We start from the raw sequence: 25818 nt of genomic DNA, 5'->3' as shown, positions 1-25818 counted from the left end.
GATGAAGGTCAAACGAATCGTCGCCAATATCGACACACGCTCGATCGACGACGCAAAGCGCTTCTATCGGCACATCTTCGGCCTCGACCTGCTGATGGACCACGGCTGGATCGCGACCTACGGCAACGCCGAGCAGATGGCCGTGCAGATCAGCTTCGCGTCGCAGGGCGGATCGGGCACGCCGACGCCCGATCTGTCGATCGAGGTCGACGATCTCGACGAAGCGCTTGCGCGTATTCATGCGGCCGGCGTGCCCGTCGAATACGGCCCGGCCGACGAGCCGTGGGGCGTGCGGCGCTTTTACGTGCGCGACCCGTTCGGCAAGCTCGTCAACGTGCTCGCGCATCGCTGACCGGCGACGGCGAGCGGGCACGCCGCCGGCGTTCACGCATGCAACGCCAGCCCTTTCACCGCTTTGTCCACAGCCTTCTTCGGCCCGTGCAGCGCCAACCCGACCAGATCGGGATTCTCCGCATCCTCGGCGCGAAACGCTTCGCGGTTGGCCGCATCGTGCCCGGTCGAGAACATCGCGCGCACGTAGGGCACGATCGTCAACTCGCGCGACAGCGCCTGCCGATGCGCGGCCTGCAATCCGTTCAGATCGGCCGCGAACACCAGCATCGGCTGGCCCAGCATCCGGCCGTAGCGGCGGCCGGCCGCGTCCTCGTAAGGTTCGCCGAGCGCCTCGGGCGCGCCGGCGGCGACGCCCGTCGCGAGAAATGCGACGACATTGAGTTTCTGCCACGCGGCGAGATCGTCGCGCACGATCAGCGCTACTTTGGTATCGAACATGCTTGCTCCTGGTTGGAGCGCCCATGATCCGACGCCGCGCGCGATCAGTCTGGAACGTTTGTGCAGAGTTGCCGGTACGCGGCCGGCGTGATCCGGTACGCGCGGCGGAACCAGCGGCCGAGGTGGCTCTGGTCCGCGAAGCCGACGTCGGCGGCCGCCTGCGCGGGCGTGCGGCCGGCGGCCAGCAGCCGGCGCGCGGCACGCAGCCGCAAACGCACGAGGTACGCGTGCGGCGACGTGCCGAACGCGCGCTGGAACATGCGCGTCAGCCGGAACCGGTCGATGCCGGCGACGCTCGCGAGTTCGTCGAGGCCGATGTTGTCGCCCATGCGTTCGTGCAGCAGGTCGCGCACGCGTGCGATCGCGGGCGGCACGACGTCGCTTTCCAGCACAAGCGGGCCGCCCAGATGGCTGCCGAGCCGCATCAGCAGGCGGTCGAGCGTCTGGTCGCGCGCAAGCCGGCCTTCGTTGTCGTGGAGCGCGAAGAACGCGTTTCGGATCGCATCGACGAGGCCGCGATCGTCGACGAGCGTGTGGCCGAACGTGGCTTCGACGCTGCCGAGGCCCGGCAGGTCGAGCCGGCGCGCGGCGCGCTCGACCCAGGCTTGCGGCAGGTACAGCATCCCGTACGTGAAGCCGCCGGCTTCGGGCGCGTGGCCGTCGTGCATCGCGCCCGGCTCGATCAGGATCGCGCGGCCCGGCACGCTCGTATGCAGCGAGCGGTGGCACTGGAAGCGCTGCACGCCCTGTTCGGTGAAGCCGACCAGCATGTCGTCGTGGTCGTGCGCGTCGTATGCATGGCCGTTGAAATGCGCGTGCAGGCTTTCGATGCCGGTTTCCGCGTCGCGGCGCGCGACGAGCCAGTGGTCGGGTTCGCCGGTGGCTTTCGCATCTGTCGTCATCGGCTACCTCTCACGTCGTCGTTGTGTGACGGACCCTGTAAGCAGGCGGCGGAACAGCGGAGGCGCGTGCGGTTCATGCTCCGTTCACCGCCGCCTGTTCGTCGCGCGCATATTGCGCGGGCGGCCGGCCGACATGACGCGCGAACGCGACGCTGAACGTGCTCGCCGAGCTGTAGCCGACGCGCGCCGCGATTTCCGCGATGCGGCCTTCGTTGCGGCGAAGCAGATCCTTCGCGAGCGCCATGCGCCACGTCAGCAGGTATTCCATCGGCGCGACGCCGACCGCGCGGCTGAAGCGTTCGAAGAACGTCGAGCGCGACAGCGCGGCTTCCTTCGCGAGTTCGACGATCGTCCACGGGTGCGCGGGGCGTTCGTGCATTCGCCGCAGCGCGGCCGCGAGGCGGCTGTCGGCGAGCCCGCGCACGAGCCCGGGCGATGCGTGCGTGCCGGTCGTGAACCGCAGCGCCTCGATCAGCAGCACTTCCAGCAGACGCGCCAGCACGATCTCGCGGGCAGGCCGCTGTGCGCGAGATTCGTCGCGCACCAGTTGCACGAGGGTAGTCAGCCGCGGTTCGCCGCGCACGTGCACGAAGCGGGGCAGCAGCGACACCAGCAGCGATGCATCGGGCGAACCGAAACTGCAGTTGCCGGCCATCATCTGCGTATCGACCGGGTTGGCCGGATCGCCGATCCGGTATTCGCCGTGGTCGAGCATGACGGGCGGGGCGGTGTCGACGCCCGGCGGCGGCGGTTCGAGGCTCGACATCGCGACGCCGTAGGCCGCCGGAATCAGCATGAAGTCGCCGGCCAGCAGTTCGATCGGCGCATGCCCGTCGATCGCGATCCGGCAGCCGCCGTCGAGGACCGCGCAATAGAACGGCTCGCCGGCGACCGTGCGGTTGATCGCCCACGGGCTCGCGCCGCGCACGTACTTCGAGTACCGCGCGCCCGGTTGCAGCAGCGTCACGACTTCGGTCAGCGGGTCGATCATCGCCGGACTCTCGCAAAAGAAAAGCGGATTGTCGATTGTAGCGAATACGGCTCCCGCCATCTATCGTACGGACACGTGCTCAACACACCCCGGGAGTTCACATGAAGACCGTACTGATTACCGGCTGTTCCTCCGGCTTCGGCCTCGAAATCGCGCGCCATTTTCTGGCGCGCGACTGGCAGGTCGTCGCGACCATGCGCAGGCCGGCCGACGACGTGCTGCCGCCGTCGGAGCGCTTGCGCGTGCTGCCGCTCGACGTGACGAGCGCGGACAGCATTCGCGCCGCGATCGACGCCGCCGGCCCGATCGACGTGCTCGTGAACAACGCGGGCTTCGGCGCGGCCGCACCGGCCGAGCTCACGCCGCTCGACACGGTGCGCGCGCTGTTCGACACCAACACGATCGGCACGATCGCGGTGACGCAGGCCGTGCTGCCGCAGTTTCGCGCGCGCGGCGCCGGCGTGGTCGTGAACGTCACGTCGAGCGTCACGCTGAAGGCGTTGCCGCTGGTCGGCGCGTATCGGGCGAGCAAGGCGGCGGTGAATGCGTTCACCGAATCGATGGCGGTCGAACTCGCACCGTTCGGCGTGCGCGCGCATCTGGTGCTGCCGGGCCGCGCGCCCGACACGCGTTTCGCGGACAACGCACGGGCCAACATGCACGGCTTCGAGCACGAAGCGTATGCGGACTTCGTCGGCAAGGCCGTGGCGCGGATGCTCGATGCGTCGGGGCCGATCACGCACGCGCAGGACGTCGCCGAAGCCGTGTGGCGCGCGGCGACCGATCCGTCGAGCCCGATGCGTATTCCGGCCGGCGCCGATGCGCAGGCGTGGGCGGCGGAAGCGGGTTGAACGATCGGGCGTCCGTCGCGCCGGCGGGTTGAACCGGTGCGACGGACCGGGCGAGGCGGCGACGGGCGCTAAAGCGCGCGGGTAATCGCCTGCTCCAGCAGCGACAGGCCGAGATCGATCTCGTCTTCGCTGACGGTCAGCGGCGGCGCGATCCGGAACACGCCGCCCATGCCGGGCAACTGCACGATGTTCATGCTGAGCCCGAGCTTCATGCACTCGCGCGTGATCTTCGCGCCGAGCCCGTCCGCCGGCTCCTTGGTGCGGCGATCCTTGACGATCTCGACGCCGAGCAGCAGCCCGCGCCCGCGCACGTCGCCGATGCAGTCGAAGCGCTCCATCAGGTCGAGCAGGCCGCGCCGCAGCCGCTCGCCCATCGTGTTCGCGCGCGCGACGAGGCCGTCGCGCTGCACGACGTCGAGCACGCGCAGGCCGACGGCGGCCGGCAGCGGATCGGACACGTGCGTCGTGTAGAACAGGTAGCCGAGCGCGTGCGCGCGTTCCTCGATCGCCGCGGACGTGACCATCGCCGCGAGCGGCAGCCCGGCGCCGAGCGTCTTCGACAGCGTCAGGATGTCGGGCGTCACGCCGTCGCGCTGGCACGCGAACATCGTGCCGGTGCGGCCGACGCCCGTCTGCGCCTCGTCGAGGATCAGCAGCATCCCGCGTGCCTCGCACTTGCGCTTGAGCGCGGCCATGTAGCCTTCCGGCAGCTCGATGATCCCGCCCGAGCTGAGAATCGGCTCCGCGATGAACGCGGCGAGGTTGCCGCTCGACTGCCGGTCGATCAGGTCGAACGCGTAGTCGAGTTCGGCGAGCGGGTCGTACGCGCCGTTGCGCTCGAAGCGCGGCCGGTACGCGAACGGCGCCGGAATCGCGAACGAGCCGACCGACGCGGGGCCCACACCCTTGCGGCCCGCGCTGTAGGTGGCCGATGCGGCGGCGCCCGTCATCCCGTGCCACGACTGCGCGAAGCCCACGATCTCGTACTTGCCGGTGACGAGCTTCGCCATCCGGATCGCCGCCTCGTTCGATTCGGCGCCGGTGCTGAGCAGCAGCGCGCGGTCGAGCCCGGCGGGTGTGATCTCGGCGAGGCGCGTCGCGAGATCGACGACCGGCCGCGACAGCATCCCGCTGAACAGGTGATCGAGCTTGCCCGCGTATTCGCCGATGACGGACACGATTTCCGGATGGCTGTGGCCGAGCACCGCGCTCATCTGGCCCGACGTGAAATCGAGGATCGCGCGGCCGTCGGCGTCGTAGACGAAGCTGCCTTTCGCGCGCTCGACGATCATCGGCTCGAACGTGCCGCCGTAGCGGACCAGGTGCTGCGTGGCGTTGCGCCAGAAGATTGCGTCGTCGTTCAGGGACATCGGGCGGCTCCGGGCAAAGGGCAGGGGGAGCTTGCAGTCTAGGCGCGCGTCTGGTTTGATGGAAACGAATAGTTCTAATGCAAGGTAGAAAAGGAGCTGATACCTTGGCGCTTTCGCTCGAAATCGACCTGCTGCGCTCGTTCGTCGTGATCGCCGAGGTGCGCGCGTTGAGCCGCGCGGCCGCGCGGGTCGGCCGCACGCAATCCGCGCTCAGCCAGCAGATGAAGCGGCTCGAAGAGGCCGTCGACCAGCCGCTGTTCCAGCGCACCGGCCGGGGCGTCGTGCTCACGCATCCGGGCGAGCGGCTGCTCGTGCATGCGCAGCGCATCCTGCGGCTGCACGACGAGGCGATGGCCGACCTGTGCGGCACGGGGCTGTCGGGGACGATCCGGTTCGGGTGCCCGGACGATTACGCGCAAGTGTGGCTGCCGTCGCTGCTGCGGCAGTTTTCGAGCCAGCATCCGCAGGCGATCGTCGAAGTCGTGTGTGGGCCGACGCCGCGGCTCGTCGAACACCTGGAGAAGCGTGCGGTCGATCTGGCGATGATCTCCGTGCCCGACGACGGCGCGACCGACGACATCATTCGCCGCGAGCAACTGGTGTGGATCGGCTATCCGGGGCTCGAGCCCGCGCATTTCGATCCGCTGCCGCTCGCGCTGTCCGATCGCGATACGCTCGATCACCTCGCGGCGTGCGACGCGTTGAACCGCGCCGGCCGCGACTATCGCGTCGCGTATGCGAGCAGCAGCCTCGCCGGGCTGATCGCGCTGGTGCGCTCGGGGCAGGCGTTCGCGGTGATGACGCAGACGGCCGTGCCGGCCGACCTCGCGATCGTCAACGGCGACCCGCACTTGCCGCCGTTGCCGGCCGTGGGCATTACGCTGCGGTTCGATCGGAAGCGCCCGTCGCACCTGACGGCCGCTTTCGCCGACCATATCCGGCAAACGCTGCCGTTGCTTTGACGGCCGGCGCGAATCAGTCGACCGTCGACGAGGCCGACGCGGGCGTGCGGCCACGCACCGCCGCCGCCGTATCGCGCACGCGGATCGCCGCCCGCATGCCCGACAGCTTCAGTTCGGTTTCCTGATATTCGTTGGCCGGCTCGGAATCGGCGACGATGCCGCAGCCCGCGAACAGCCGGCACGCGCCGCCCGCGACGAGTGCCGAGCGCAGCGCGACGATGAAATCGCCGTTGCCGTGCGCGTCGATCCAGCCGAGCGGCGCCGCATACCAGCCGCGATCGAAGCCTTCGTGCGCACGGAGGTGGTCGAGCGCCGGTGCGCGCGGATGGCCGGCGACCGCGGGCGTCGGGTGCAGCGCGGCGACGACCTGCAACAGCGACGCATCCGGATTCAGCGTCGCGCGGATCGGCGTGCTCAGGTGCTGCAGCTTCGGCAGCCGGTGCAGCGACGGTCGATCGGGCACGTCGAGCGCGCGCGACAGCGGCCCGAGCGCGGCGCGGATGGCGTCGACGACGAGCGCGTGTTCGAGCCGCTCCTTCGCCGAAGCCATCAGTGCGGCGCCGAGCGCACGATCGTCGTCGGGCGTCGCGCCGCGCCGGATCGTGCCGGCCAGCGCATGCGTGCGCACGTCGCCGGCCGCGACACGCGCGAGCCGTTCCGGCGTGGCGCCGACGAAGCACGCCCCTTCGCGGCTGACCGCGAACAGGTGCGCATGCGCGTCGCGCCGCCGCAGACGGCGCAGCAGCGGCGCGATCGCGACCGGCCGCGCGTACTGCTCGAGCACGTCGCGCGCGAGCACGACCTTGCCGAATGCGCCGTCGTGGATCGCGTCCACCGCGCGACGGACTTCGTGCTGCCATTCGCTCGCCTGCAGCGCCTGCGTGTGCAGCAGTTGCGGCGCCTCGTCTTCCGCGGTCGGCGCAAGGGCGCCGAGCGAGTCGATCCGTGCAAGACACGCATGCGCGAGCGCGGCCGGATCGTCGTGGGCGGAGACGACCTGCTGGCAGACGGCCCAGTGCGCATCGCCTTCGCGCACGATCAGCAGCTTCGCGAGCGTCATGCTCGCGTCGGCAAACGGCGACCAGTGCGCGCTGCGCGGGCCCCGCGAATCGAACCGGAAGCCGCCGACGAGCCGCGGCGGCTGCGGGCCGGCCGTGACCGCGTCGCGCACGAGCGTGCGCCAGCGCGCGTCGATCTGCGCGAAGCGCGTGTCGCCGGCGGCGCTCAGTTCGACTGCGCAGCCCCAGCCGAACAGCGTGACGGACGCATCGCCGGCTTCGTGGAAGCACCACGGCGTGACGCCGTCGTCCCACGCGGCGATCAGGTCGAAGAAGTCAAGCGCGCGCAGCGGCACCGAGACCGACGCCAGCGTCGGCGTGCCGGTGGCGGCGGCGCGGCGGGCCGCCCGCGCGAACGTGTCGTGCAGCAGTGGAAGGCCGGCGGTCATGCGAGCCCCCGCTGTTGTCGCCAGTATCGGGTTTGCTGCGCGATGTACCACGCGATGAGCTGGGCGAACAGCGTCTCGACGTAGTCGGCGTCGAGGCCGGCCTGTTCGGCCCAGCGGCGCCGGTCGGGCAGCATCGCGGCCACCCGCTCCGGCGCGGCGATGCTCGCCTCGTCCGGCTTGAAGCGCGACGCGGCTTTTACGTACTGCATGCGCCGGCCGAGCGCGTCGATGATGTCGGCGTCCAGGCGATCGATCGCTTCGCGAATGTCGGGAAGCCCCGTGCAGGCGTCCGGTGTTTTCATGTGTACTCCTTTCCGTAACGAAGGGACTGGTCGATCCGTTCGACCAGATGGGCGATCACCGCCGGGTACTGGTGCCGCAGGTAGAAGTGGTCGCCGTCGAACGTCGCGACGTGGATCGGGCGCGTCGCGACGTCCTGCCACGCGTGCGCCTCGTCGCTGTCGAGCTCGGTATCGGCGAGCGGCAGCATCACGCCGAGCGGCGCATCGATGCGCGGCGGACGCTCGCGCCGATACGTTTCGATCGCGCGGTAGTCGTCGCGGATCATCGGCAGGTAGATCGCGCGCATTTCCGGGTCGGCGAGCAGCGCGGCGTGCTCGCCGGACAGCCGGGCGACGTCGCCGATGAGCGCGTCGTCGGATTGCAGGTGCAGATCCGACGGGCGCTGGCGATGCGGCGGCGGCAGCGCGGAAACGGCCACGTAAAGCGGCGCGGCGCCGCGCGCCTCGAGCCGCACCGCGACCTCGTATGCGAGCGCCGCGCCGAGGCTGTGCCCGAACAGCACGAGCGGCGCGTGTGCATGGCGTTGCAGCGCGTCGGCGGCGGGGCCGGCGAGCGCGTCGATCGAGTGCAGGCACGGCTCGCCGAAGCGTTCCTCGCGGCCCGGATACTGTAGCGCGAGCAGATCGACGTCCCACGGCAGCGCCCGGCTCCAGCCGCGAAAGAAATTCGCGGTGCCGCCCGCGTGCGGAAAGCAGACGAGCTGCGCGCGCGGGCACGGCGACAGCCGCAACTCGCGAATCCAGTTCGACTCGATCGGGCGCGCGCTCATGCGGCCGCCGCCTGCAACTGGCGGCGCAACAGGTCGCGCAGCGATTTCTTGCTGGTCTTGCCGATGCCGGTTTCCGGAAAGCGCGGCATGAATTCGATCCGATCGGGGATCTTGAAGGCCGCGAGCCCGCGGTCGCGCAGGTAGCGTTTCAGCATCAGTCTGGACGGAGCAGGCGCGCGTGCGACGACGAACGCGCAGGTCCGCTCGCCGAGCATCGGGTCGGGCATCGCGACGACCGCCGCGTCGTGCACCTGCGGATGCGCGAGCAGCAGGTTCTCCACTTCCTCGGCCGAGACCTTCTCGCCGCCGCGGTTGATCAGATCCTTGTCGCGGCCTTCGACGACGAGGTCGCCGTCCGCGGTGCGCCGCACGCGGTCGCCGCTGCGGTAGAAGCCGTCTGCCGTGAACGCCGTCGCGTCGTGCTCCGCGAGCCGGTAGTAGCCGCGGATCGTGTACGGGCCGCGTACCTGCAGTTCGCCGATTTCGCCGGGCGCGACCGGTGCGCCGGCTTCGTCGACGATGCGCACTTCGTCGCCTTCGGAGACGGGGCGGCCCTGCGTGCGCGCGATGCGCTCGGGCGTATCGTCGAGCCGCGTGCAGCAGATGAGCCCTTCGGCCATGCCGAACACCTGCTGCAATCGACAGCCGAGCACGGGCGTCACGCGTGCGGCCGCGTGGTCCATCAGCCGGGCGCCGCCGACCTGCAGCACGCGCAGGCTCGACAGGTCGGCCTGCCGTTGCGGCTGCTCGTCGAGCCACAGCAGCGCGAGCGGCGGCACGAGCGCGGTATGCGTGACGCGCTCCTGCGCGATCAGCGCGAAGCTCTGGTCGGGCTCGGGCCGGGAGGTCGTCACGATCCGGCCGCCCGCGAGCAGCGCGCCGATCGTGCCGGGGCAGCACAGCGTGAAGTTGTGCGCCATCGGCAGCGCGGCGAGGTAGACGGTGTCGGCATCGACACCGCTCGCGGCGCTGCACGCGCGCACGTTGTACAGGTATTCGCGATGGCGGCGCGGAATCAGCTTCGGCGTGCCGGTCGTGCCGCCCGACAACTGGAAGCACGCGATGTCGTCGGCGCGCGCCGCGCAGGCGTGCACGGGCGGCGCGTCGTACAGCGCGTCGAACGACGTGAACGCGTGATCGTCGCCGGCCATCACGACGTGCTCGACCGTCGGGCAGTCGGCCTGCAAGGCCGCCGCCAGCGGCCGGCAGTCGAAATCGCCGAGTCGCGACGCGCCGAGGTAAGCACGCGCACCGGCGAAGCGGCAGAACGCGCCGATCTCGTAGTGACGGTGGGCCGGCAGCGCGAGCACCGGCCGCACGCCGAGCTGGAACAGCGCGAAGCAGGTCTCGATGAAGCGCGCGCCGTTCGGCAACTGGACGACGACCGCGTCGCCGCGCGTGAGGCCGAGCCGCGCGAGGCCGCCCGCGAGGCGGCGGATGCGCGCCAGCAGATCGCGATAGCGCAGGCGGCGCGCGCCGTCGACGATGGCGAGCGCGTCGGGATGGCGCCGCGCGCACGCGTCGAGCGCGTCGAAGAACGTCATGTCCTGCCAGTAGCCGGCGTCGCGGTAGCGGCGCGCGAAGTCGTCGGGCCAGTCGGGCGCGTCGGCCGGCACGGCCGCCGCCAGGGAGGAAGGGGAGGGTTGCATGCGCTGACCTTGGGTTCCGGCAAGTTGTCAGAAAATGTAAATGAGAGGTATTATCATTTGGAACGGGTGCTGCGATAGCGCCGTTTCTTTCGATATCGCGGCAATTTCGTTCGATCAGGCGCCGGTCGCGCGGCGCCCGGCCAATCCGGCCGGACAATCGGCCGGCTGCCGGTGCGTGCCGGTCCGCGCGTGCCGCCTAACCAACGGACCTCCGATGAGATCGACCTCCTTCGCTTCGTCACGACGTCACCCGCCGGTGCTCGTGCCCGGCAATCACCCGGGCGTGGTGCACATCGACGCGGGCATGAAACTCATGAGCGGCACGCTGTGCTCGGATAGCCGCGACTGGTACGAGGAGCCGCTCGAAAAAGGGCTGAAGCTCGTCCTCGTGCAGAGCGGGCAGTTGCGCTGCCGCGTGCCGGGCCAGCCCGAGCAATGCATCAAGGGGCCGGGCCTGTGCGTGATCGCCAACGACGGCGAATTCACGACGCACCAGATCTACGACCGCGACGTGCCGCTGCGCTACACGATCGTGCAGCTCGGCCTCGATGCACTCGACCGCAACCTGAGCCTGCTGCCGGAGAAGCTGCTGGCGCCGACGGGCGGCGATCCGCGCATCGTCAGTTGCCCGGCGTCGAAGGCGCTGCAGGCGCTCGCCGTGCAGATCGCCACCTGTCCGTTCGAGGGGGCCGTGCGCGAGTACTACCTGAAGGCGAAGGCGTTCGAGCTGACCGCGCTGAGCGCGCAGTTGCTGGCCACGCAGCGGCAGTCCGCGCCGGCCGACGTGCGCGTCACGTCGTCGGATGTCGAGCGCGTGTACGCAGCGAGCGACATCCTGACGCGCGAGCTCCAGCATCCGCCGACGCTCGACGCGCTCGCGGCGCGCGTCGGGATGAATTCGCGCAAGCTGACGGCCGGTTTCCGCAAGGTGTTCGGTACGAGCGTGTACGCGTATCTGCAGGAATACCGGCTGCGGACCGCGCACGCGATGCTGTGCGCGGAGGATGCGAACGTATCGACCGTCGCGTACCGCGTCGGCTACAGCCCCGCGCATTTCTCGATCGCGTTCCGCAAGCGCTACGGCATTTCGCCGAGCGATATTCGCGTGTCGTCGAACGCGATCGACCACGAGGAACTGGCGGGCGCGGCGATCTAAAACAACTGACCGGCAGCCTAAAGGAATCGACCGGGCGCATGGGTGTTAATGAGATAGATTCTCATTCACAGGTGGCCGCCGCCGCGCGGAGCCGCCGCCGAACGACCCATACAAGGCGTGCCCATGAGCCAGACCGTTGTCGATTCCACGACCGACCATTCCGATCCTTCCTGTTGTTCTCCTACTGATTTTCGCGCGCGGCTCGTCGAGCTGATCGCCGAGCTGCTCGACGAATCCGTCGATGAAATCGCGTCGCTCGACGACGACGAGGACCTGCTGAGCTGCGGCCTCGATTCGATCCGGCTGATGTATCTGCAGACGCGCTTGAACCGGCTCGGCCATGCGCTGACGTTCGATGCGCTCGCGCGCACGCCGACGCTCGGCGCGTGGGCCGCGTTGCTCGCGAGTGCGCTGCCTGTCGCTCGGGCCGCTCGGGCGGAGGCCGTCGTCGCTGCCGAAGCGGTCGACGTGCACGCGCCGTTCGAGTTGTCCGCGGTGCAGCAGGCGTACTGGCTCGGCCGCGGCGACGGCGAAGTGCTCGGCAACGTGAGCTGTCACGCGTTTCTCGAATTCCGCAGCCGCGCGATCGATCCCGTTCGTCTCGACATCGCATGCCGGCGCGTGCGCGAGCGTCATCCGATGCTGCGCGCGCGTTTCGACGGCGGCCGCCAGCAGATCCTCGCCGAGTCGAATGCGCCGGTGTTCGCGCATGCGGACTGGCGCGACCGGACGGCGGCCGATGCGCAGGCCGAATGGGTGTCGCTGCGTGCGTTCCGGTCGCACGAATGCCTCGACGTCGAGCACGCGCAAGTGTTCATGATGGGACTCGTGCAGATGCCCGGCGGCGAGGATCGCGTGTGGCTCAGTGTCGATCTGCTCGCGGCCGACGTCGACAGCGTACGGCTGCTGATGCAGGAGATCGGCGTCGCGTATGCCGAGCCGTCGGCGCTGCCCGCCGCGCCGTCGACGTGGTTCCCGGCCTGGCTCGCGCGTCGCGCGGCCGAAACGCGCGATGCACGCGCCGCGGCGCGCGACGCGTGGCAGGCGCGGCTCGCGACGTTGCCGGAAGGGCCCGCGCTGCCGCTCGCCCGTGCGCCGGAAACGATCCGCGCGCCGCGTTTCAGCCGCGTCGCGCATACGCTGAGCACGGACGAGCTCGCGCGCCTGCAGGCGCGCGCCGCGCAGCACGGCGTCACGCTGTCGTCGGTGTTCGGCGCGGCGTTCGCGGCCGTGCTCGCGCGCTGGAGCGGCCGGCAGGCATTCCTGCTCAACGTGCCGCTGTTCGACCGGCACGGCGATGCGGCCGACCTGGGCCGCGTGATCGCCGATTTCACGACGCTGTTGCTCGTCGAATGCGACGTGCGAGCCGGTGCGAGCGCGGCCGATACGGTGCGTGCGTTTCAGCAGCGGCTGCACGGTGCGATCGCGCACGCCGCGTATCCGGCGCTCGACGTGCTGCGCGATGCGCGTCGGCAGGGCATGCCGCGCGCGGCGCCCGTCGTGTTCTCGTGCAACCTCGGCGACGAATCGTTCGTGCCCGACGCGTTCGCGCAGGTATTCGGCGATCTGCACGACATGATTTCGCAGACGCCGCAGGTATGGCTCGACCATCAGCTCTATCGCGTGCCGGGCGGCGCGCTGCTCGCGTGGGACAGCGTCGACGGCCTGTTCCCGGACGGGATGATCGACGCGATGTTCGGCGCGTATGTCGCGTTCGTGCAGGCGCTGTGCGATCGCGACTGGCGGTGGCCGATCGCGGTCGAGCTGCCGTCCGCGCAGCGGCGCGTGCGCGATACGCTCAACGCGTTGCCGGCCTGCGACCGCGCGCGCACGCTGCATCACGATTTCTTCGCGCTGGCCGCGCGCGAGCCGGCCGCCGTGGCCCTGCGTTGCGGCGACCGCGCGGTGACGCGCGTTGAACTGGCCGCGCAGGCGCTCGCGGTCGCGGGCGGGTTGCGGGCGGCCGGAATCGGGCACGGCGATGCCGTCGAGATCAGCCTGCCGCGCGGGCCCGCGCAGGTCGCGGCCGTGTTCGGCGTGCTGGCGGCCGGCGCGTGCTACGTGCCGCTCGACGTCGCGCAGCCGGTCGCGCGCAAGGTGCTCATCGAGCGCGCGGCAGGCGTGAAAATGGCGATCGGCGACATCGCATGCGCGGACGGGCCGCTGCCGCATGTCGGCATCGCCGCGCTGCTGCGGCATGCGCCGCTGGCCGCGCCGCTCGCGGTCGCGCCGCAGGCGACGGCCTACGTGATCTACACGTCCGGTTCGACCGGCGTGCCGAAGGGCGTCGAGATGACGCACGCGGCGGCGATCAACACGATCGATGCGATCGACGCGCTGCTCGGCGTGAGCGCGGGCGACCGGCTGCTCGCGGTATCGGCGCTCGATTTCGATCTGTCGGTGTACGACCTGTTCGGCGCGCTCGGGGCGGGTGCCGAACTCGTGCTGCCGACGCAGGACGAAGCGCGCGATGCGGCGCGCTGGATCGAGCTGATCGCGCAGCACCGCGTGACGCTGTGGAACTCGGCGCCTGCGCTGCTGGAAATGGCGCTGGCCGTGCCGGCGGCGAGCGACGCGTGCCGGAGCGTGCGCGCGGCGCTGCTGTCCGGCGACTGGATCGCGCTCGACCTGCCGGCGCGGCTGCGCGAGCGCTGCGGCGATGCCTGTGCGTTCCACGCGCTCGGCGGCGCGACCGAGGCCGGCATCTGGTCCAACGTGCAGACGGTGCACGACGTGCCGCTGCACTGGCGTTCGATTCCGTACGGCCGGCCGTTGCCGGGGCAGGCGTATCGCGTCGTGGATGCCGACGGGCGCGATGCGCCCGATTACGTGCCGGGCGAATTGCTGATCGGCGGCGACAGTCTCGCGCGCGGCTACCGGAACGATCCCGAGCTGACCGCGCAGCGTTTCGTGCAGCACGCGTCGGGCCGCTGGTATCGCACCGGCGATCGCGGCCGCTACTGGCCGGACGGGACGCTCGAATTCCTCGGGCGCGAGGATCGGCAGGTGAAGGTGCGCGGGCACCGGATCGAACTTGGCGAGATCGAGGCGGCGCTGGCCGCGCATCCGCTGATCGACGGCGCGTGCGCGAGCGTCGTCCACGGCGAGGCCGCGCGCATCGTCGCGGCGTTCGTGCCGGCCGATCGCGCGGCAGCGGACACGGCGCCGTCATCGCTCGTCGAGGCCGGCATGGCCGATACGATGCCGGCGGAAGCGGCCGTCGCGCGTGCCGTCGCCGGCCGGCTGCTCGATGATGGCGCGGGCCTGCCGCCGTCGCTGCGTGCGCACTGGCACGCAAACGGCGACGCATCGATGGCCATCGACGCGGCGCTCGATCGGCTCGACTGGCAGGGAACCGATCTCGACGAGCTGACGGCCGCGCTGCGCGCGCTCGCCGCCGAGCCGGATACCGCCGCGCAGCGCGTGCCGCTGGACCGGTGCGTGGCGCCGCTCGCGTTCGCGACGCGTTTGCCGGACGGCGCCCGCGCGTTGCGCGCGTTCGCCGTCGCGCTGGACGCGCAGGCCGCGGCACACGCAGGGGCATTGCGCGTCGCGGTGCTCGATGCGCGCGCGGGCCAGGCGCTCGATGCGGGGCTCGGCGTGCTCGACGATCCGCGTTTCGACGTGACGCTGTTCGACGTGTCGCCGGGCCTGCTGCACGACGCCCCGGCGCGCTTCACGCGAACGCTGCCTGCGCTTCAGACGATGCAGGACGGCTTGCTGCCCGCCCGCCATCTCGGCGCATTCGATTGCGTGATCAGTTTCGCGGCGGCGCACCTGCGCGACGATCCGCGCGACACGTTCCGGATCGCGGCCGCGCTGCTCGCGCGGGACGGCCGCCTGCTGCTCGCCGACGTGCTGCGCGATTCGCCGCTGCGCGAACTCGTCGCGGGCGTCGTGGGCGATGCGTCGCCGCCGCGGCCGTTCGCCCACGACGCGCTCGCGGCGGCCGCGCACGCGTGCGGCTTTGCGGTCGATGCGCGGAGCTGGCGCTCGGCTGCGTTCGCGTGCATCGATGCGCGCCGGACCGGCGAGCCGATCGCGCAGGCGGCGCTGGCCGACTGGCTGCGCGACCGGTTGCCCGACGCGATGCGCCCCGATGCGCTGTGGTGGGCGCCGCGCTGGCCGCTGAACGCGAACGGCAAGATCGATCGCCGGGCGGTGGGGGACGCCCTCGCGCGCGCACTCGGCGACGCGCCGGCCGCGCACGACGCGTTCGTGCCGGCCGACGAACGGCACGCGACATTGCTCGCCTGCTGGGAGCAGGCGCTCGGCCGCGCGGCGAACGCGCGTGACGCTACGTTCTTCTCGCTCGGCGGCGACAGCCTGCTCGCGACACGGCTGCTCGCGCAACTGCGCGAGCGGCTCGGCGTGCGGATCGGGATGGCCGCGTTCTACCGGCAGCCGACGCTCGCCGGTCTCGCGGCGCAGCTCGACGCACTGACGCCTGCGGCGCCCGCCGATGGCGACGCATCGTTCGCGACGATCGAGGAGGGCGTGCTGTGAGCTTCGACGACGTGCTCGACCTCTGCCGCGAACGGCAGATCGAACTGTGGTGCGACGACGACGGCCAGTTGCGCTATCGCGCGCCGGCCGGCGCGCTCGACGCGGATCTCGCCGCGCGCATCAAGGCCGAACGCGATGCGTTCGTCCGTTTCCTTCAGGGCGGCGCGTGGCGCGGCGATCCGGCGCGCCAGTACGAACGGTTCGCGCTGACGCCGGTACAGGCCGCGTACGTGCTCGGCCGGCACGAATCGTTCGAGTTCGGCGGCAGCGCCTGCCATCTGTACGTCGAATACGACGAACCGAAGGATCTCGACTGCGTGCGTTTCGAAGCCGCGTGGAATGCGTGCGTCGCCCGCCATCCGATGCTGCGCGCGATCGTCGAGGACAACGCATGGCAGCGCGTGCTGCCCGACGTGCCGTGGCAGCCGCTCACCGTGCACGACCTGCGCGACGCCGACGCGAACGCATTCGACGCCCACCTGAACCGCGTGCGCGAGCGCCTCGACCATGCGGTGCACGCGCTCGACCGCTGGCCGGTGCTGCAGCCGGAAGTGAGCGTCGGGCCGGACGGCGCGGTGCTGCACCTGTCCGTGGATTTCACGCTGATCGACTACGCGAGCCTGCAGTTACTGCTCGCCGAATGGCGGCGTCGTTACGACGATCCGCAATGGCAACCGGCGCCGCTCGACGCGACGTTTCGCGACTATGTGATGCATGAAGCGCAGGCCGCGACGCGTGCCGACCATGCACGCGACAAGGCGTGGTGGCTCACCCGGCTCGACGATCTGCCCGCACGTCCCGATCTGCCGATCGTGCCCGCGCTGCGCGCCGACGGGCGGCCGCGCTTCACGCATCGGCATGCGCGGCTCGATCGCGCGCAATGGGCCGCGCTGAGCGGCCATGCGAGCCGTTTCGGGCTGAGCGCGGCGAGCGTCGCGCTGGCCGCGTTCGCCGAGGTCGTCGGCCGCTGGAGTCAGGCGCCGGCGTTCTGCCTGAACCTGACGGTGCTGAACCGTCCGCCCGTGCATCCGCGCATCGATGCGGTGCTCGGCGATTTCACCGCATTGAGCCTGCTCGCCGTCGATGCGACGCATGGGCGCGATTTCGTCGAGCGTGCCCGCGCGATCGGCGCGCGGATGTTCGACGATCTCGACCATCGCGCGTTCACCGGCGTCGACGTGATGCGCGAACTCGCGCGGCGGCGCGGCAAGGATGCGGCGCTGATGCCGGTGGTGTTCACGAGCGGAATCGGCAGCGTCGGGCGCCTGCTCGGCGAGCACGCGGCGCGCGCCGAACCGCCGCGCTACATGATCAGCCAGACGCCGCAGGTGTGGCTCGACTGCCAGGTGACCGACCAGTTCGGCGGGCTGGAAATCGGCTGGGACGTACGCGACGACCTGTTTCCGCACGGCATGCCGTCCGCGATGTTCGATGCGTATGTCGCGCTGCTGGGCCGGCTGGCCGACGATGCCGAATGGTGGTCGCGCGCGGGCGACATCGTATTGCCGTCCGCCGCGCCCGTCGCCGACGTGCATCCGGACGCCGATACGCATCTCGCGGCCGGGTTCGCCGCGCAGGCGCTGCGCACGCCCGATGCGCCGGTCGTGATCGATGCGCGGGGCGCACGCACGTACCGCGAGGTCGCGCAACATGCGGCGGCGCTGCGCGGCGCGCTCGAACGGGCCGGCGTCGGCGTGGGCGATACCGTCGCGGTGCTGATGCCGAAGTGCGCGCACCAGCTCGCGGCCGTGCTCGCGATCGTCCAGGCGGGCGCCGCGTACGTCCCGGTCGACAGCCGCCAGCCGGCGCTGCGGCAGCAGGCGATCCTGCGCAATGCGCGGGTGCGCGCGGTCGTCAGCGTGCAGGCGCTCGCGTTCGAACACGATGGTTGCGTGCGCATCGATATCGATGCATTGCCGATCGATCCGCAATGGCCGCCGCGCGCCGCGCGCGACGTCGCCCCCGATGCCTTGGCCTACGTGATCTACACGTCGGGCTCCACCGGCGAGCCGAAGGGCGTGATGCTGAGCCACGCGGCGGTGTGCAACACGCTCGCCGACATCAACGCGCGACATGCGGTCGGCGCGGGCGACGTGGTGCTGGGCCTGGCCGAACTGAGCTTCGACTTGTCCGTGTACGACTTTTTCGGCGCGACCGCGCGCGGGGCGTGCGTCGTGCTGCCCGACCCGGCGCGCGGCAACGATCCGTCGCACTGGGCCGAGTTGATGGCGCGCCACCGCGTGACGCTGTGGAACTCGGTGCCGGCCCAGGGACAGATGCTGATCGACTACCTCGAAGGCGAGCCGGCGCTCGACGTGCCGGGCCCTCGCCGCGTGCTGTGGTCGGGCGACTGGATTCCGGTGACGCTGCCGGCCCGCTGGTGGCGCCGCTGGCCCGACAGCGCGCTGTTCAGCCTCGGCGGCGCGACCGAGGCGTCGATCTGGTCGATCGAGCATCCGATCCGTCCGGAGGATACGCAGCTCGCGAGCATTCCGTACGGCCGCGCGCTGACCGGGCAGACGATGGAAGTGCTCGACGCACTTGGCCGGCCGTGCCCGCCCGGCGTGCGCGGGGAGATCCATATCGGCGGCGTCGGGCTCGCGACGGGCTATGCGAACGATCCCGTGCGCACGGCCGAACGGTTCATCCGTCATCCGGACGGGCGCCGGCTTTACCGCACCGGCGACCTCGGGCGCGTGCGGGCCGACGGCGCGCTCGAATTCCTCGGCCGGCAGGACGATCAGGTGAAGATCCGCGGCTACCGGATCGAGCTGGCCGAGATCGACGCGGCGCTGACCGCGCATCCGCTCGTCGGCGCGGCCGCGACGATCGTGCTCGGCGACGGCGCGGAGCGCCGGCTCGCGAGCTTCGTGTCGCTGCAGGCCGCGGACGCGCCTCCGTCGGCGCAGGACGATGCGCTGCACGAGATCGCGACGCATGCGCGTGCGGCATTCGACACGGCACGCTGGCCCGCGCAGGCGGACATGTCGCGTTCGGTCGGGCAACTCGAAACGGCGTGCGTGGCGTCGCTCGCCGCGTGGATCGTGCCGGCCGGTGGCCTGACGGCCGACGGCTCGACCGGCTTCGCGACGCTGTGCGAGCGGCTGCGTGTGCCGGCGGCGCGACGGCATCTGCTGCGCCACTGGCTCGCGATGCTGGTTGCGCACGGCGTGCTGGATGCGGACGGCGAAGACGGCTGGCGCATGCGGCCCGATGCCGGCGTCGTCGACGCGCTCGCATGCTGGGATGCATTCGCGCAGCACGCATCGCCCGATCTGTGGCCGGCCGTCCTCGTCGATTATTTCCGCACCAGCGCGGGATGCCTCGATGCGCAGATCGACGGCAGCGTATCGCCGGCCGGCCTGATGTTCCCGGAAGGCACCGCGCATATCGCCGAAGCGATGTACAGCGACGGCGAGCACGCCCGCGCGCTGCATCGCGGGATGGCGCAGGCCGTGCGTGCGGTCGTCGCGCGCGAGCCTCGGCGCGCGTGGCGCATCCTCGAAATCGGCGCGGGCACGGCCGCCGCGACGCGGGCGATCGTCGATGCGCTCGCGCCGCTCGTCGAAGCCGGCACGCGCATCGATTACCTGTTCAGCGACGTGTCGAGCTACTTCCTCGCGGCCGCGCGCGAGCGTTTCGCCGCGTATCCGTGGATGCGCTTCGTGCGCTTCGACATGAACGCGCGATGCGATGCGCAGGGCATCGCGCCGCATTCGGTCGACCTGACGATCAGCTCCGGCGCGCTGAACAATGCGCGCGACACGGTCGCGCTGATCGCCGGCTTGCGCGCGCTGTCGGCGCCTGACGCGTGGTGGGTGATCCAGGAGCTGACGGCCGAGCATCCGGAAATCAGCATCAGCCAGGCGCTGATGATGGAGACGCCGGACGACGCGCGGGCCGCATCCGCGCGGTTGTTCGTGCCGCACGCGCAGTGGCTCGAATGGCTGCAGGCGGAGGCAGGCGATCGCGCGCTCGGTTGCGTCGCGCCCGGCACGCCGCTCGCCGCGCTCGGCTACGACATCCTGCTGGCGCATGTGAAGCGCGGCGCGGCGCGCCTCGCGCCGGATGCGCTGCTGGCGTTCGTGGCCGAGCGCGTGCCGGGCTACATGGTGCCGTCGCAACTGCGCGTGCTCGAACGTTTGCCGGTGACCGCGAACGGCAAGATCGACCGCCGCACGCTGGCCGGCATCGCCGAGATCCGCGAACCGGCACCGGCCGTGGCCCGATCGACGCCCGCACCGGCGGCCGATCCGCTGTTGGCGCGGCTGATCGGCCTGTGGGAAACCGTGCTCGATACGCGCAACGTCTCGCCGGATCAGGACTTCTTCGCCGCGGGCGGCGATTCGCTACTGATCGCGCAGCTCGTGTCGCGGCTGCGCGGCGAGGAACCGCTCGCGCACGCGCATCCGTTCGACCGGCTGCTGCGCTGGGTGCTCGCGCAGCCGACGCCGGCCGCGTTCGCGCAATGCCTGCGCGACGCGAGCGCGCAGCCGGCGGGCGCGATGTCGACGGCTGCGCCTGCCGCCTCGCGCACGCCGCCTGCATCGGCGGTCGTCCATGCGCCGGCGCCGCGCGTGCGCGCGGCGGTGCGCCCGATTCCGCTCGCGCCCGGCGACGGCGTGCCGCGCGTGATCGTGCACGAAGGGCTCGGCACCGTGCATGCGTATCGTCCGGTGCTTCCCGCGCTCGCGCGGCTCGGCCCGGTGCTCGGCTTCGCGGTGCGCGACGCGCAGGACTATCTCGACCTGCCGGTGCGCCACCTGAACGCGACGCTGGGCCGGCGCTACGCGGAGGCGCTGTGGCGCAGCGGCGTGCGCGAGGTCGACGTGCTCGGCTATTGCTCGGGCGGGCTGGTCGCGCTCGAAATGGCGAAGTCGCTGGTGCAGCTCGGCGTCGCGGTGCGCACGCTCGACATCGTGTCGAGCTACCGGATTCCGTACCTGATCGAGGACGAACGGCTCGTGCTGTTCAACTTCGCGGCGACGCTCGGGCTGCCGCTCGATGCGCTCGGCTTCCCGGAAACGTACGTGCTGGCCGACGCGCTCGCCGACGCGTTGAAGGCCGACCCCGCGCGGCTCGCGCCCGGCAGCCTGCAGGCGCAGCTCGAGATCTTCGGCGATTGCTGCGAGCCGGTCGATGCGCTGCGTCGCCGCGTGCTGCGCGCGGCGGCCGGCCTGTCGATGCAGGACGAACTCGCGCATCCGCTGCTCGACGAGCGCGAGCGGCTCTACCGGCTTTTCATGCATTCGGTGCAGGCGTGCCACTGGGCCGGCGATGCGCCGTATGCGGGCGCGCTGCGGCTGTTCGTGCCGGAGCGCTGCAACCCGCTGATCCCGCAGCAGCGCGCGGCGCTCATCGATTACTGGACGGCGCAGGCGCTCGGCGGCATCACCGCCGTCGATATTCCCGGCGGTCATTTCGACTGCCTGAACGCCGCGTTCGTCGACACGCACCTGAAGGAGGCACGATGAAGGTCCATCCGCTGCCGGTCGTCGTGGCCGGCTCCCGTTTCGGCCAGTTCTATGCGGCGGGCCTCGCGGCGTCCGGTTCGTATCGCGTCGCCGGCATTCTCGGGCGGGGCAGCGCGCGCACCGCGGCGTTGGCCGCGCGCGTCGGCGCGCCGGTGTTCGACCGCGTCGAAGCGTTGCCCGACGACGTGCGCGTCGCCTGCGTCGCCGTCGGCGGCGCGGCGCGCGGCGAGCAAGGCGCCGCGCTCGCGTGCCGGCTGCTCGAACGCGGGATCGACGTCGTGATCGAGCATCCGCTGCTGCCCGACGAATGGGACGGCGTGCTGCGCACCGCGTCGCGCCAGGGCCGCCGCTGCCTGCTCAACAGCTTCTATCCGAACCTGCCGGTCGTCGCGCGCTTCATCGCGGTCGCGCGACGGCTGTGCGAGACGTGCGCGCCCGTGCATGCCGATGTGGCGTGCTCGGTGCAGGCGAGCTACGCGGCGCTCGACGTGCTTGCGGCCGCATTGCAGGGTGTCGGGCCGTGGTCGGTCGAACCGATCAGGCCGGCGCTGTCGTCGATGCGCGAATGCGCGCTGGTGCTCGCCGAAACGCCGGTGTCGCTGCGCGTGCACAACGAGATGGCAGCGGCCGACGACGGCCGGATGAGCCTGTTGTTCAGCATCACGTTGACGACCGACGCCGGCACCTGGACGCTCGCGTCGCCGCACGGCCCGCTGTGGTGGGCGCCCGCGCTGCGCGAGCCGGCGACCGACGAGGACGGCCTCTTTCCGATCTTCGGCGAGCCGACCGGCGACACCATGCCCAGCATCCAGATCTGCGACGACGCGCGGGACACGTGGGGCGAGATTCACGCGCGAAGCTGGCCGCAGGCCGCCGTGCGTGCGGTCGATCGGCTCGTGTCCGGCGAAGGGCTGCATGCGTGCAACCAGCGCGGCATCGACGTGGCGCGCGTCTGGCAGCAGTTGACCGCGCAACTCGGTTTTCCGGAGCAGCCGCCGGGCGATGCGCGCGCCGCGACGCTCGGCATGCTGCTGGAGCGTGCCGCATGAACGGGCCGCTGCTTTCGATGTTGCGGCCGTTCGCGGCGCCGCTCGTCGCCGCGGTGGCGTTGCAGGCGCTGGCCGGCATCGCGTCGCTCGTGCCGTGGCTCGCGCTCGCGCAGCTCGCCGACGCATGGCGCGTCGCACCGCAGCTCGATGTGGCCGCGCGCGGCTGGCTCGTCGCCGCCGTGGCGGCCGGCGCGTGCTGGCTGGGCGGCCAGACGGTCGCGCTGCACCTGACGCACCGCGTCGACGCCGATCTCGGCGACCGCCTGCGCAAGCGCCTCGCCGATCATCTGCAACGTTTGCCGCTGGGCTGGTTCGCGCGCGCGGGCAGCGACCGCGTCGCGCGCCACGTCGATCAGGACGTGCGCGCGCTGCATCAGCTCGTCGCGCATGCGCCGGCCGATCTCACGCAGCTCGTCGTCGTGCCGTGCGCGGCGCTCGCGTGCCTGCTTTACCTGAATCCCGTGCTGCTCGCGTTCGCGCTCGCGCCGCTCGCCGCCGGTGCGGCGCTGTTCCGCTGGATGCGTTCGGCGCGATTCGCGCCGGCCTTCGCGGCGCGCAACGCGGCGCTCGAACGATTGATGGGCGACTACGCGCAGCTCGCGCAGAATCCGGCGCTCGTGCGGCAGTATCCGGGCGCCGGCATCGAGGCGGCCGCGCTGGCGTCGGCAGGGCATTTCTCGCACGCGTTCTCGGCGTGGGTCGGCCGCATCGGCGGGCTCGGCGCCTGCACGCAGGTGCTGCTCGGCACGCCGTTCCTGCTTGCGTGGGTCGTGTTCGGCGCGACGTGGCTGACGGCCGGGCAGTTGCCGGTCGGCACGCTGTGCGCGTTCGCGCTGCTGGTCTGGGCCATCGCGGCGCCGGTGCGCGCGCTCGGTCATGGCGCCGATGCGTTGCGCGAGGCGCGCGCGGCCGCCGCGCGGCTCGACGCGTTGCTCGCGCAGCCGGGCCTGCAGGAACCCGCCGACAGCGCGGCGCAGGTGCCGCGCGATGCGTCGATCGAACTGCGCGGCGTGCAGGTCGACATCGACGGCGAGCCGATCCTGCGCGACATCGATGCGACGATCGCGGCCGGCACGACCACGGCGATCGTCGGGCCGTCGGGCGCGGGCAAGAGCACGCTGCTGATACTGCTCGCGCGCTTCATGGATCCGGATCGCGGCACGGTGCGGCTCGGCGGCGCCGATCTGCGGCGGCTCACATCGCAGACGCGCCGCGAACAGGTTGCGATGGTGTTCCAGCAAGCGACGGCGCTCGACGATGTGTCGATTGCCGCGAACATCGCGCTGTACCGGCCCGATGCCGATCGCGACGCGATTCGCGCCGCCGCGCGCGCGGCCTGTCTCGACGCGCGCATCGACGCATTGCCGGGCGGCTACGACTGCGTGTGCGGGCGCGACGTGCGCCTGTCCGGCGGCGAACTGCAGCGGCTGTCGATCGCGCGTGCGCTGCTGTCGCGCGCGCCGTTGCTGCTGCTCGACGAACCGGCGTCGGCGCTCGATCCGCAAACCGGGCGCGCGTTGCGCAACGCGCTGCGCGCCGACGCGCGCACGCGCGTGATCGTCAGCCACGATCTCGATGCGATCCGGCACGCGGACCAGATTCTCGTGATGGAACGCGGCCGCATCGTCGAACGCGGTACGCATGCGGCGCTGCTCGCCGCGCACGGGCTGTATGCGCGGCTCTGGCGCGAACGCGGCGCCGCAGGCGGGGAGGCCGCACGATGATGCAGTCGCTCGAACGTTTGCAATGCCTGCCGCGCGACACGCGCCGCGCGCTGTGGCGCGGCGTGGGCTGGGCGCTGGCCGCCGCGCTGCTCGACGGCGCGTGCGGGCTGCTGCTCGTGCCGCTGATCCGCGCGTGGTTTGCCGGCGCGCAGGCGGCCGCGCTGCACTGGACGGCCGTGCTCGGCGCGCTGACGCTGTGCCATGCGCTCGTGCTGTACGTCGCGCAGCTTCGCGGCTATCGCGCGGGCGGCGCGCTGGCCGTCGGCCTCGTCGAACGCCTCGTGCGACACCTGCCGCGCGTCGCGTCGTGGCAGACCGTGCGCGACAGTCATCCGGCCGGGTTGCTGCGCGGGCCGGTGATGCAGGCGATGGGGATTCCCGCGCATCTGCTCGGGCCGTTGATCGGCGCGGTCGTCACGCCGCTTGCGGTCGTCGCGGGGCTCGCGTGGATCGACTGGCGCATCGCGCTGTGCCTCGGGGCAGCGGCCGGGCTGCTGTTCGCGCTGCTGGAGCGTGGCGGCGCCCGCACGCTCGCGTTCGAACAGGCGCGCGCCGCCGGCGATCGCGACATGGCCGTGCAGCTTCAGACCTTCGCCGCGCATCAGGGATTGCTGCGCTTCGCGGGCCGGGACGGCGATGCGCGCGCGGCGCTGCAGCGCGCGTTCGACGAACGGCATCGCCGCACGCGCGCGCTGATGCGGCGCTCGCTGCCGATCGAACTCGGCTTCGCGGGCGCGGTGCAGGGCGTGTTCGTCGCGATGCTGGTCGGCGGCGCGTGGGCCGTCGCGGTCGGCCGGCTCGACGCGGCGACGGCCGTGGCGGTGCTCGTGCTGCTCGTGCGCTTCATCGAGCCGCTCGCGCAGCTCACGCAGCTTGACCAGGCGCTGCGCGGCGGCTGGCGCGCGCTCGACACCGTGCTCGCGGTGCTGCATGCACCGCGTTTCGACAGCCCCGAGCGCGGCACGCCGGTACACGATGCGAGCGTCGACGCGGTGCGTGTCGGCTATCGGTCGGCCGGCGGCGCGACGCTGCTCGACGGGATCGACCTGCATTGTCCGGCGGGCGGCTTCGTCGCGATCGTCGGCCCCACGGGCGCGGGCAAGAGCACGCTGCTCGGCCTGCTCGCGCGGCTCGACGATCCGTGCGCCGGGCGCGTGCTGCTCGGCCGTTCGGACGTGCGGCACCTGAGCGAGGCGACGCTCGCCGCGACGCGCAACCTCGTGTTCCAGGACAACGGGCTGTTTCGCGGCAGCCTCGCGTGGAACGTGCGGATGGGGCGGCCGGATGCGACCGATGCGCAGCTGCGCGCCGCGCTGGACGCGGTCGGCCTGCTGCGCGACGCCGAGCGCCTGCCGGACGGCCTCGACACCGACGTGGGGCCGGGCGGCCAGTTGCTGTCGGGCGGGCAGCGCCAGCGGGCGTGCCTCGCGCGGGCGCTGCTCGCGCGGGCGCCGGTGCTGATGTTCGACGAGCCGACCGCGAGCCTCGACGAACTGAGCGCGCGACGCGTGCGCGACAGTCTCGTCGCGCTGCGCGGGCAGCGCACGCGCATCGTCGTCACGCACCAGCCGGCGCTCGCGGCGGCCGCCGACACGATCGTCGTGCTCGACGCGGGCCGCATCCGGGCGACCGGCACGCATGCGCAGCTGATCGAGACCGATGCGTGGTACGGGACGTTCGCCCGCGCCGGCCAGCCGCCCGACGGGGCGCCGCCCGCCGGCCGGGGCGAGGAAACCCGTCCGGCCGAATCCGAACAGTGACGTGAACAATGCGGGCCGCCGTGCCCGGAATCGATAGGAAAAGCCCCTCGATCGAAAAATCGCCTGCCGGTTCTAATTGATAATGAGAATGATTATCAAATACGGGGGCGTGA

17 protein-coding genes are annotated in these 25818 nt (G+C 71.5%); 9 read left to right on the top strand and 8 right to left on the bottom strand.

The features are described 5' to 3' along the window. Position 1 precedes the first annotated feature (1 nt). Positions 2–352, top strand: a complete 351-nt coding sequence (locus LGM42_RS17785; RefSeq protein ID WP_226232777.1) for a VOC family protein — start codon at positions 2–4, stop codon at positions 350–352. A gap of 32 nt (positions 353–384) precedes the next feature. Here the strand turns inward: LGM42_RS17785 and LGM42_RS17780 are convergent, their stop codons facing one another. From LGM42_RS17780 to LGM42_RS17770, 3 genes are all read right to left on the bottom strand, one after another. Further along, positions 385–792 (bottom strand): DUF2000 domain-containing protein, encoded by a 408-nt coding sequence (locus LGM42_RS17780; protein WP_099317764.1) that lies wholly within the window; start codon positions 790–792, stop codon positions 385–387. Positions 793–836: 44 nt separating this feature from the next. Continuing rightward, positions 837–1694 (bottom strand): AraC family transcriptional regulator, encoded by an 858-nt coding sequence (locus LGM42_RS17775; RefSeq protein ID WP_226232776.1) that lies wholly within the window; start codon positions 1692–1694, stop codon positions 837–839. Positions 1695–1767: 73 nt separating this feature from the next. Then, complete coding sequence (locus LGM42_RS17770) at positions 1768–2745, bottom strand: AraC family transcriptional regulator (protein ID WP_060310557.1); 978 nt, start codon at positions 2743–2745, stop codon at positions 1768–1770. A 41-nt stretch (positions 2746–2786) separates the two neighbouring features. Here LGM42_RS17770 and LGM42_RS17765 point away from each other — a divergent pair, with 41 nt between their 5' ends. Continuing rightward, positions 2787–3536: an SDR family oxidoreductase gene (locus tag LGM42_RS17765; protein ID WP_060310558.1), complete on the top strand. Its 750-nt coding sequence runs from the start codon at positions 2787–2789 to the stop codon at positions 3534–3536. A 68-nt stretch (positions 3537–3604) separates the two neighbouring features. On the opposite strand, the gene LGM42_RS17760 is transcribed toward LGM42_RS17765, so the two are convergent. Then, positions 3605–4906: an aspartate aminotransferase family protein gene (locus LGM42_RS17760; RefSeq protein WP_226232775.1), complete on the bottom strand. Its 1302-nt coding sequence runs from the start codon at positions 4904–4906 to the stop codon at positions 3605–3607. Positions 4907–4983: 77 nt separating this feature from the next. On the opposite strand from LGM42_RS17760, the gene LGM42_RS17755 reads away from it, so the two are divergent. Beyond that, a complete protein-coding gene (locus LGM42_RS17755) occupies positions 4984–5868 on the top strand; it encodes a LysR family transcriptional regulator (protein WP_226232774.1) in 885 nt (294 codons plus the stop codon). 13 nt (positions 5869–5881) lie between these two features. Here the strand turns inward: LGM42_RS17755 and LGM42_RS17750 are convergent, their stop codons facing one another. The 4 genes from LGM42_RS17750 to LGM42_RS17735 are packed head-to-tail and all read right to left on the bottom strand — an operon-like array spanning position 5882 to position 10036. Then, a complete protein-coding gene (locus LGM42_RS17750) occupies positions 5882–7315 on the bottom strand; it encodes an isochorismate synthase (RefSeq protein WP_226232773.1) in 1434 nt (477 codons plus the stop codon). Then, positions 7312–7617 (bottom strand): isochorismate lyase, encoded by a 306-nt coding sequence (locus tag LGM42_RS17745; protein WP_059640806.1) that lies wholly within the window; start codon positions 7615–7617, stop codon positions 7312–7314. Before LGM42_RS17745 ends, LGM42_RS17750 begins: the two co-directional genes overlap by 4 nt. Beyond that, on the bottom strand, positions 7614–8387 hold the full coding sequence (locus LGM42_RS17740; protein ID WP_060310563.1) for a thioesterase II family protein: 774 nt from the start codon (positions 8385–8387) through the stop codon (positions 7614–7616). Before LGM42_RS17740 ends, LGM42_RS17745 begins: the two co-directional genes overlap by 4 nt. Then, on the bottom strand, positions 8384–10036 hold the full coding sequence (locus LGM42_RS17735) for a (2,3-dihydroxybenzoyl)adenylate synthase (protein ID WP_226232772.1): 1653 nt from the start codon (positions 10034–10036) through the stop codon (positions 8384–8386). The genes LGM42_RS17740 and LGM42_RS17735 overlap by 4 nt, the downstream gene beginning before the upstream one ends. Positions 10037–10250: 214 nt before the next feature. Here LGM42_RS17735 and LGM42_RS17730 point away from each other — a divergent pair, with 214 nt between their 5' ends. From LGM42_RS17730 to LGM42_RS17705, 6 genes are all read left to right on the top strand, one after another. Next, the gene (locus LGM42_RS17730; RefSeq protein ID WP_059584474.1) at positions 10251–11192 is read left to right on the top strand and encodes a helix-turn-helix transcriptional regulator; all 942 of its coding nucleotides are present in this window, start codon (positions 10251–10253) and stop codon (positions 11190–11192) included. A 123-nt stretch (positions 11193–11315) separates the two neighbouring features. Next, on the top strand, positions 11316–15698 hold the full coding sequence (locus LGM42_RS17725; RefSeq protein WP_226232771.1) for a non-ribosomal peptide synthetase: 4383 nt from the start codon (positions 11316–11318) through the stop codon (positions 15696–15698). Then, positions 15695–21172 carry a non-ribosomal peptide synthetase gene (locus LGM42_RS17720; protein WP_226232770.1) on the top strand — a complete coding sequence of 1826 codons (5478 nt, stop codon included), beginning with the start codon at positions 15695–15697 and terminating at the stop codon, positions 21170–21172. Before LGM42_RS17725 ends, LGM42_RS17720 begins: the two co-directional genes overlap by 4 nt. Next, complete coding sequence (locus tag LGM42_RS17715) at positions 21169–22221, top strand: Gfo/Idh/MocA family oxidoreductase (protein ID WP_226232769.1); 1053 nt, start codon at positions 21169–21171, stop codon at positions 22219–22221. Before LGM42_RS17720 ends, LGM42_RS17715 begins: the two co-directional genes overlap by 4 nt. Next, positions 22218–23945 (top strand): ATP-binding cassette domain-containing protein, encoded by a 1728-nt coding sequence (locus tag LGM42_RS17710; RefSeq protein WP_226232768.1) that lies wholly within the window; start codon positions 22218–22220, stop codon positions 23943–23945. The genes LGM42_RS17715 and LGM42_RS17710 overlap by 4 nt, the downstream gene beginning before the upstream one ends. Further along, positions 23942–25705: an ABC transporter ATP-binding protein gene (locus LGM42_RS17705; RefSeq protein ID WP_319001456.1), complete on the top strand. Its 1764-nt coding sequence runs from the start codon at positions 23942–23944 to the stop codon at positions 25703–25705. Before LGM42_RS17710 ends, LGM42_RS17705 begins: the two co-directional genes overlap by 4 nt. The last annotated feature ends 113 nt before the right edge of the window (positions 25706–25818 follow it).

Source organism: Burkholderia sp. AU39826, assembly GCF_020419965.1.
Classification (GTDB): domain Bacteria; phylum Pseudomonadota; class Gammaproteobacteria; order Burkholderiales; family Burkholderiaceae; genus Burkholderia; species Burkholderia semiarida.
The sequence above is the reverse complement of the archived record's forward strand: the minus strand, read 5'-3'. Positions and strand labels throughout refer to the sequence as shown.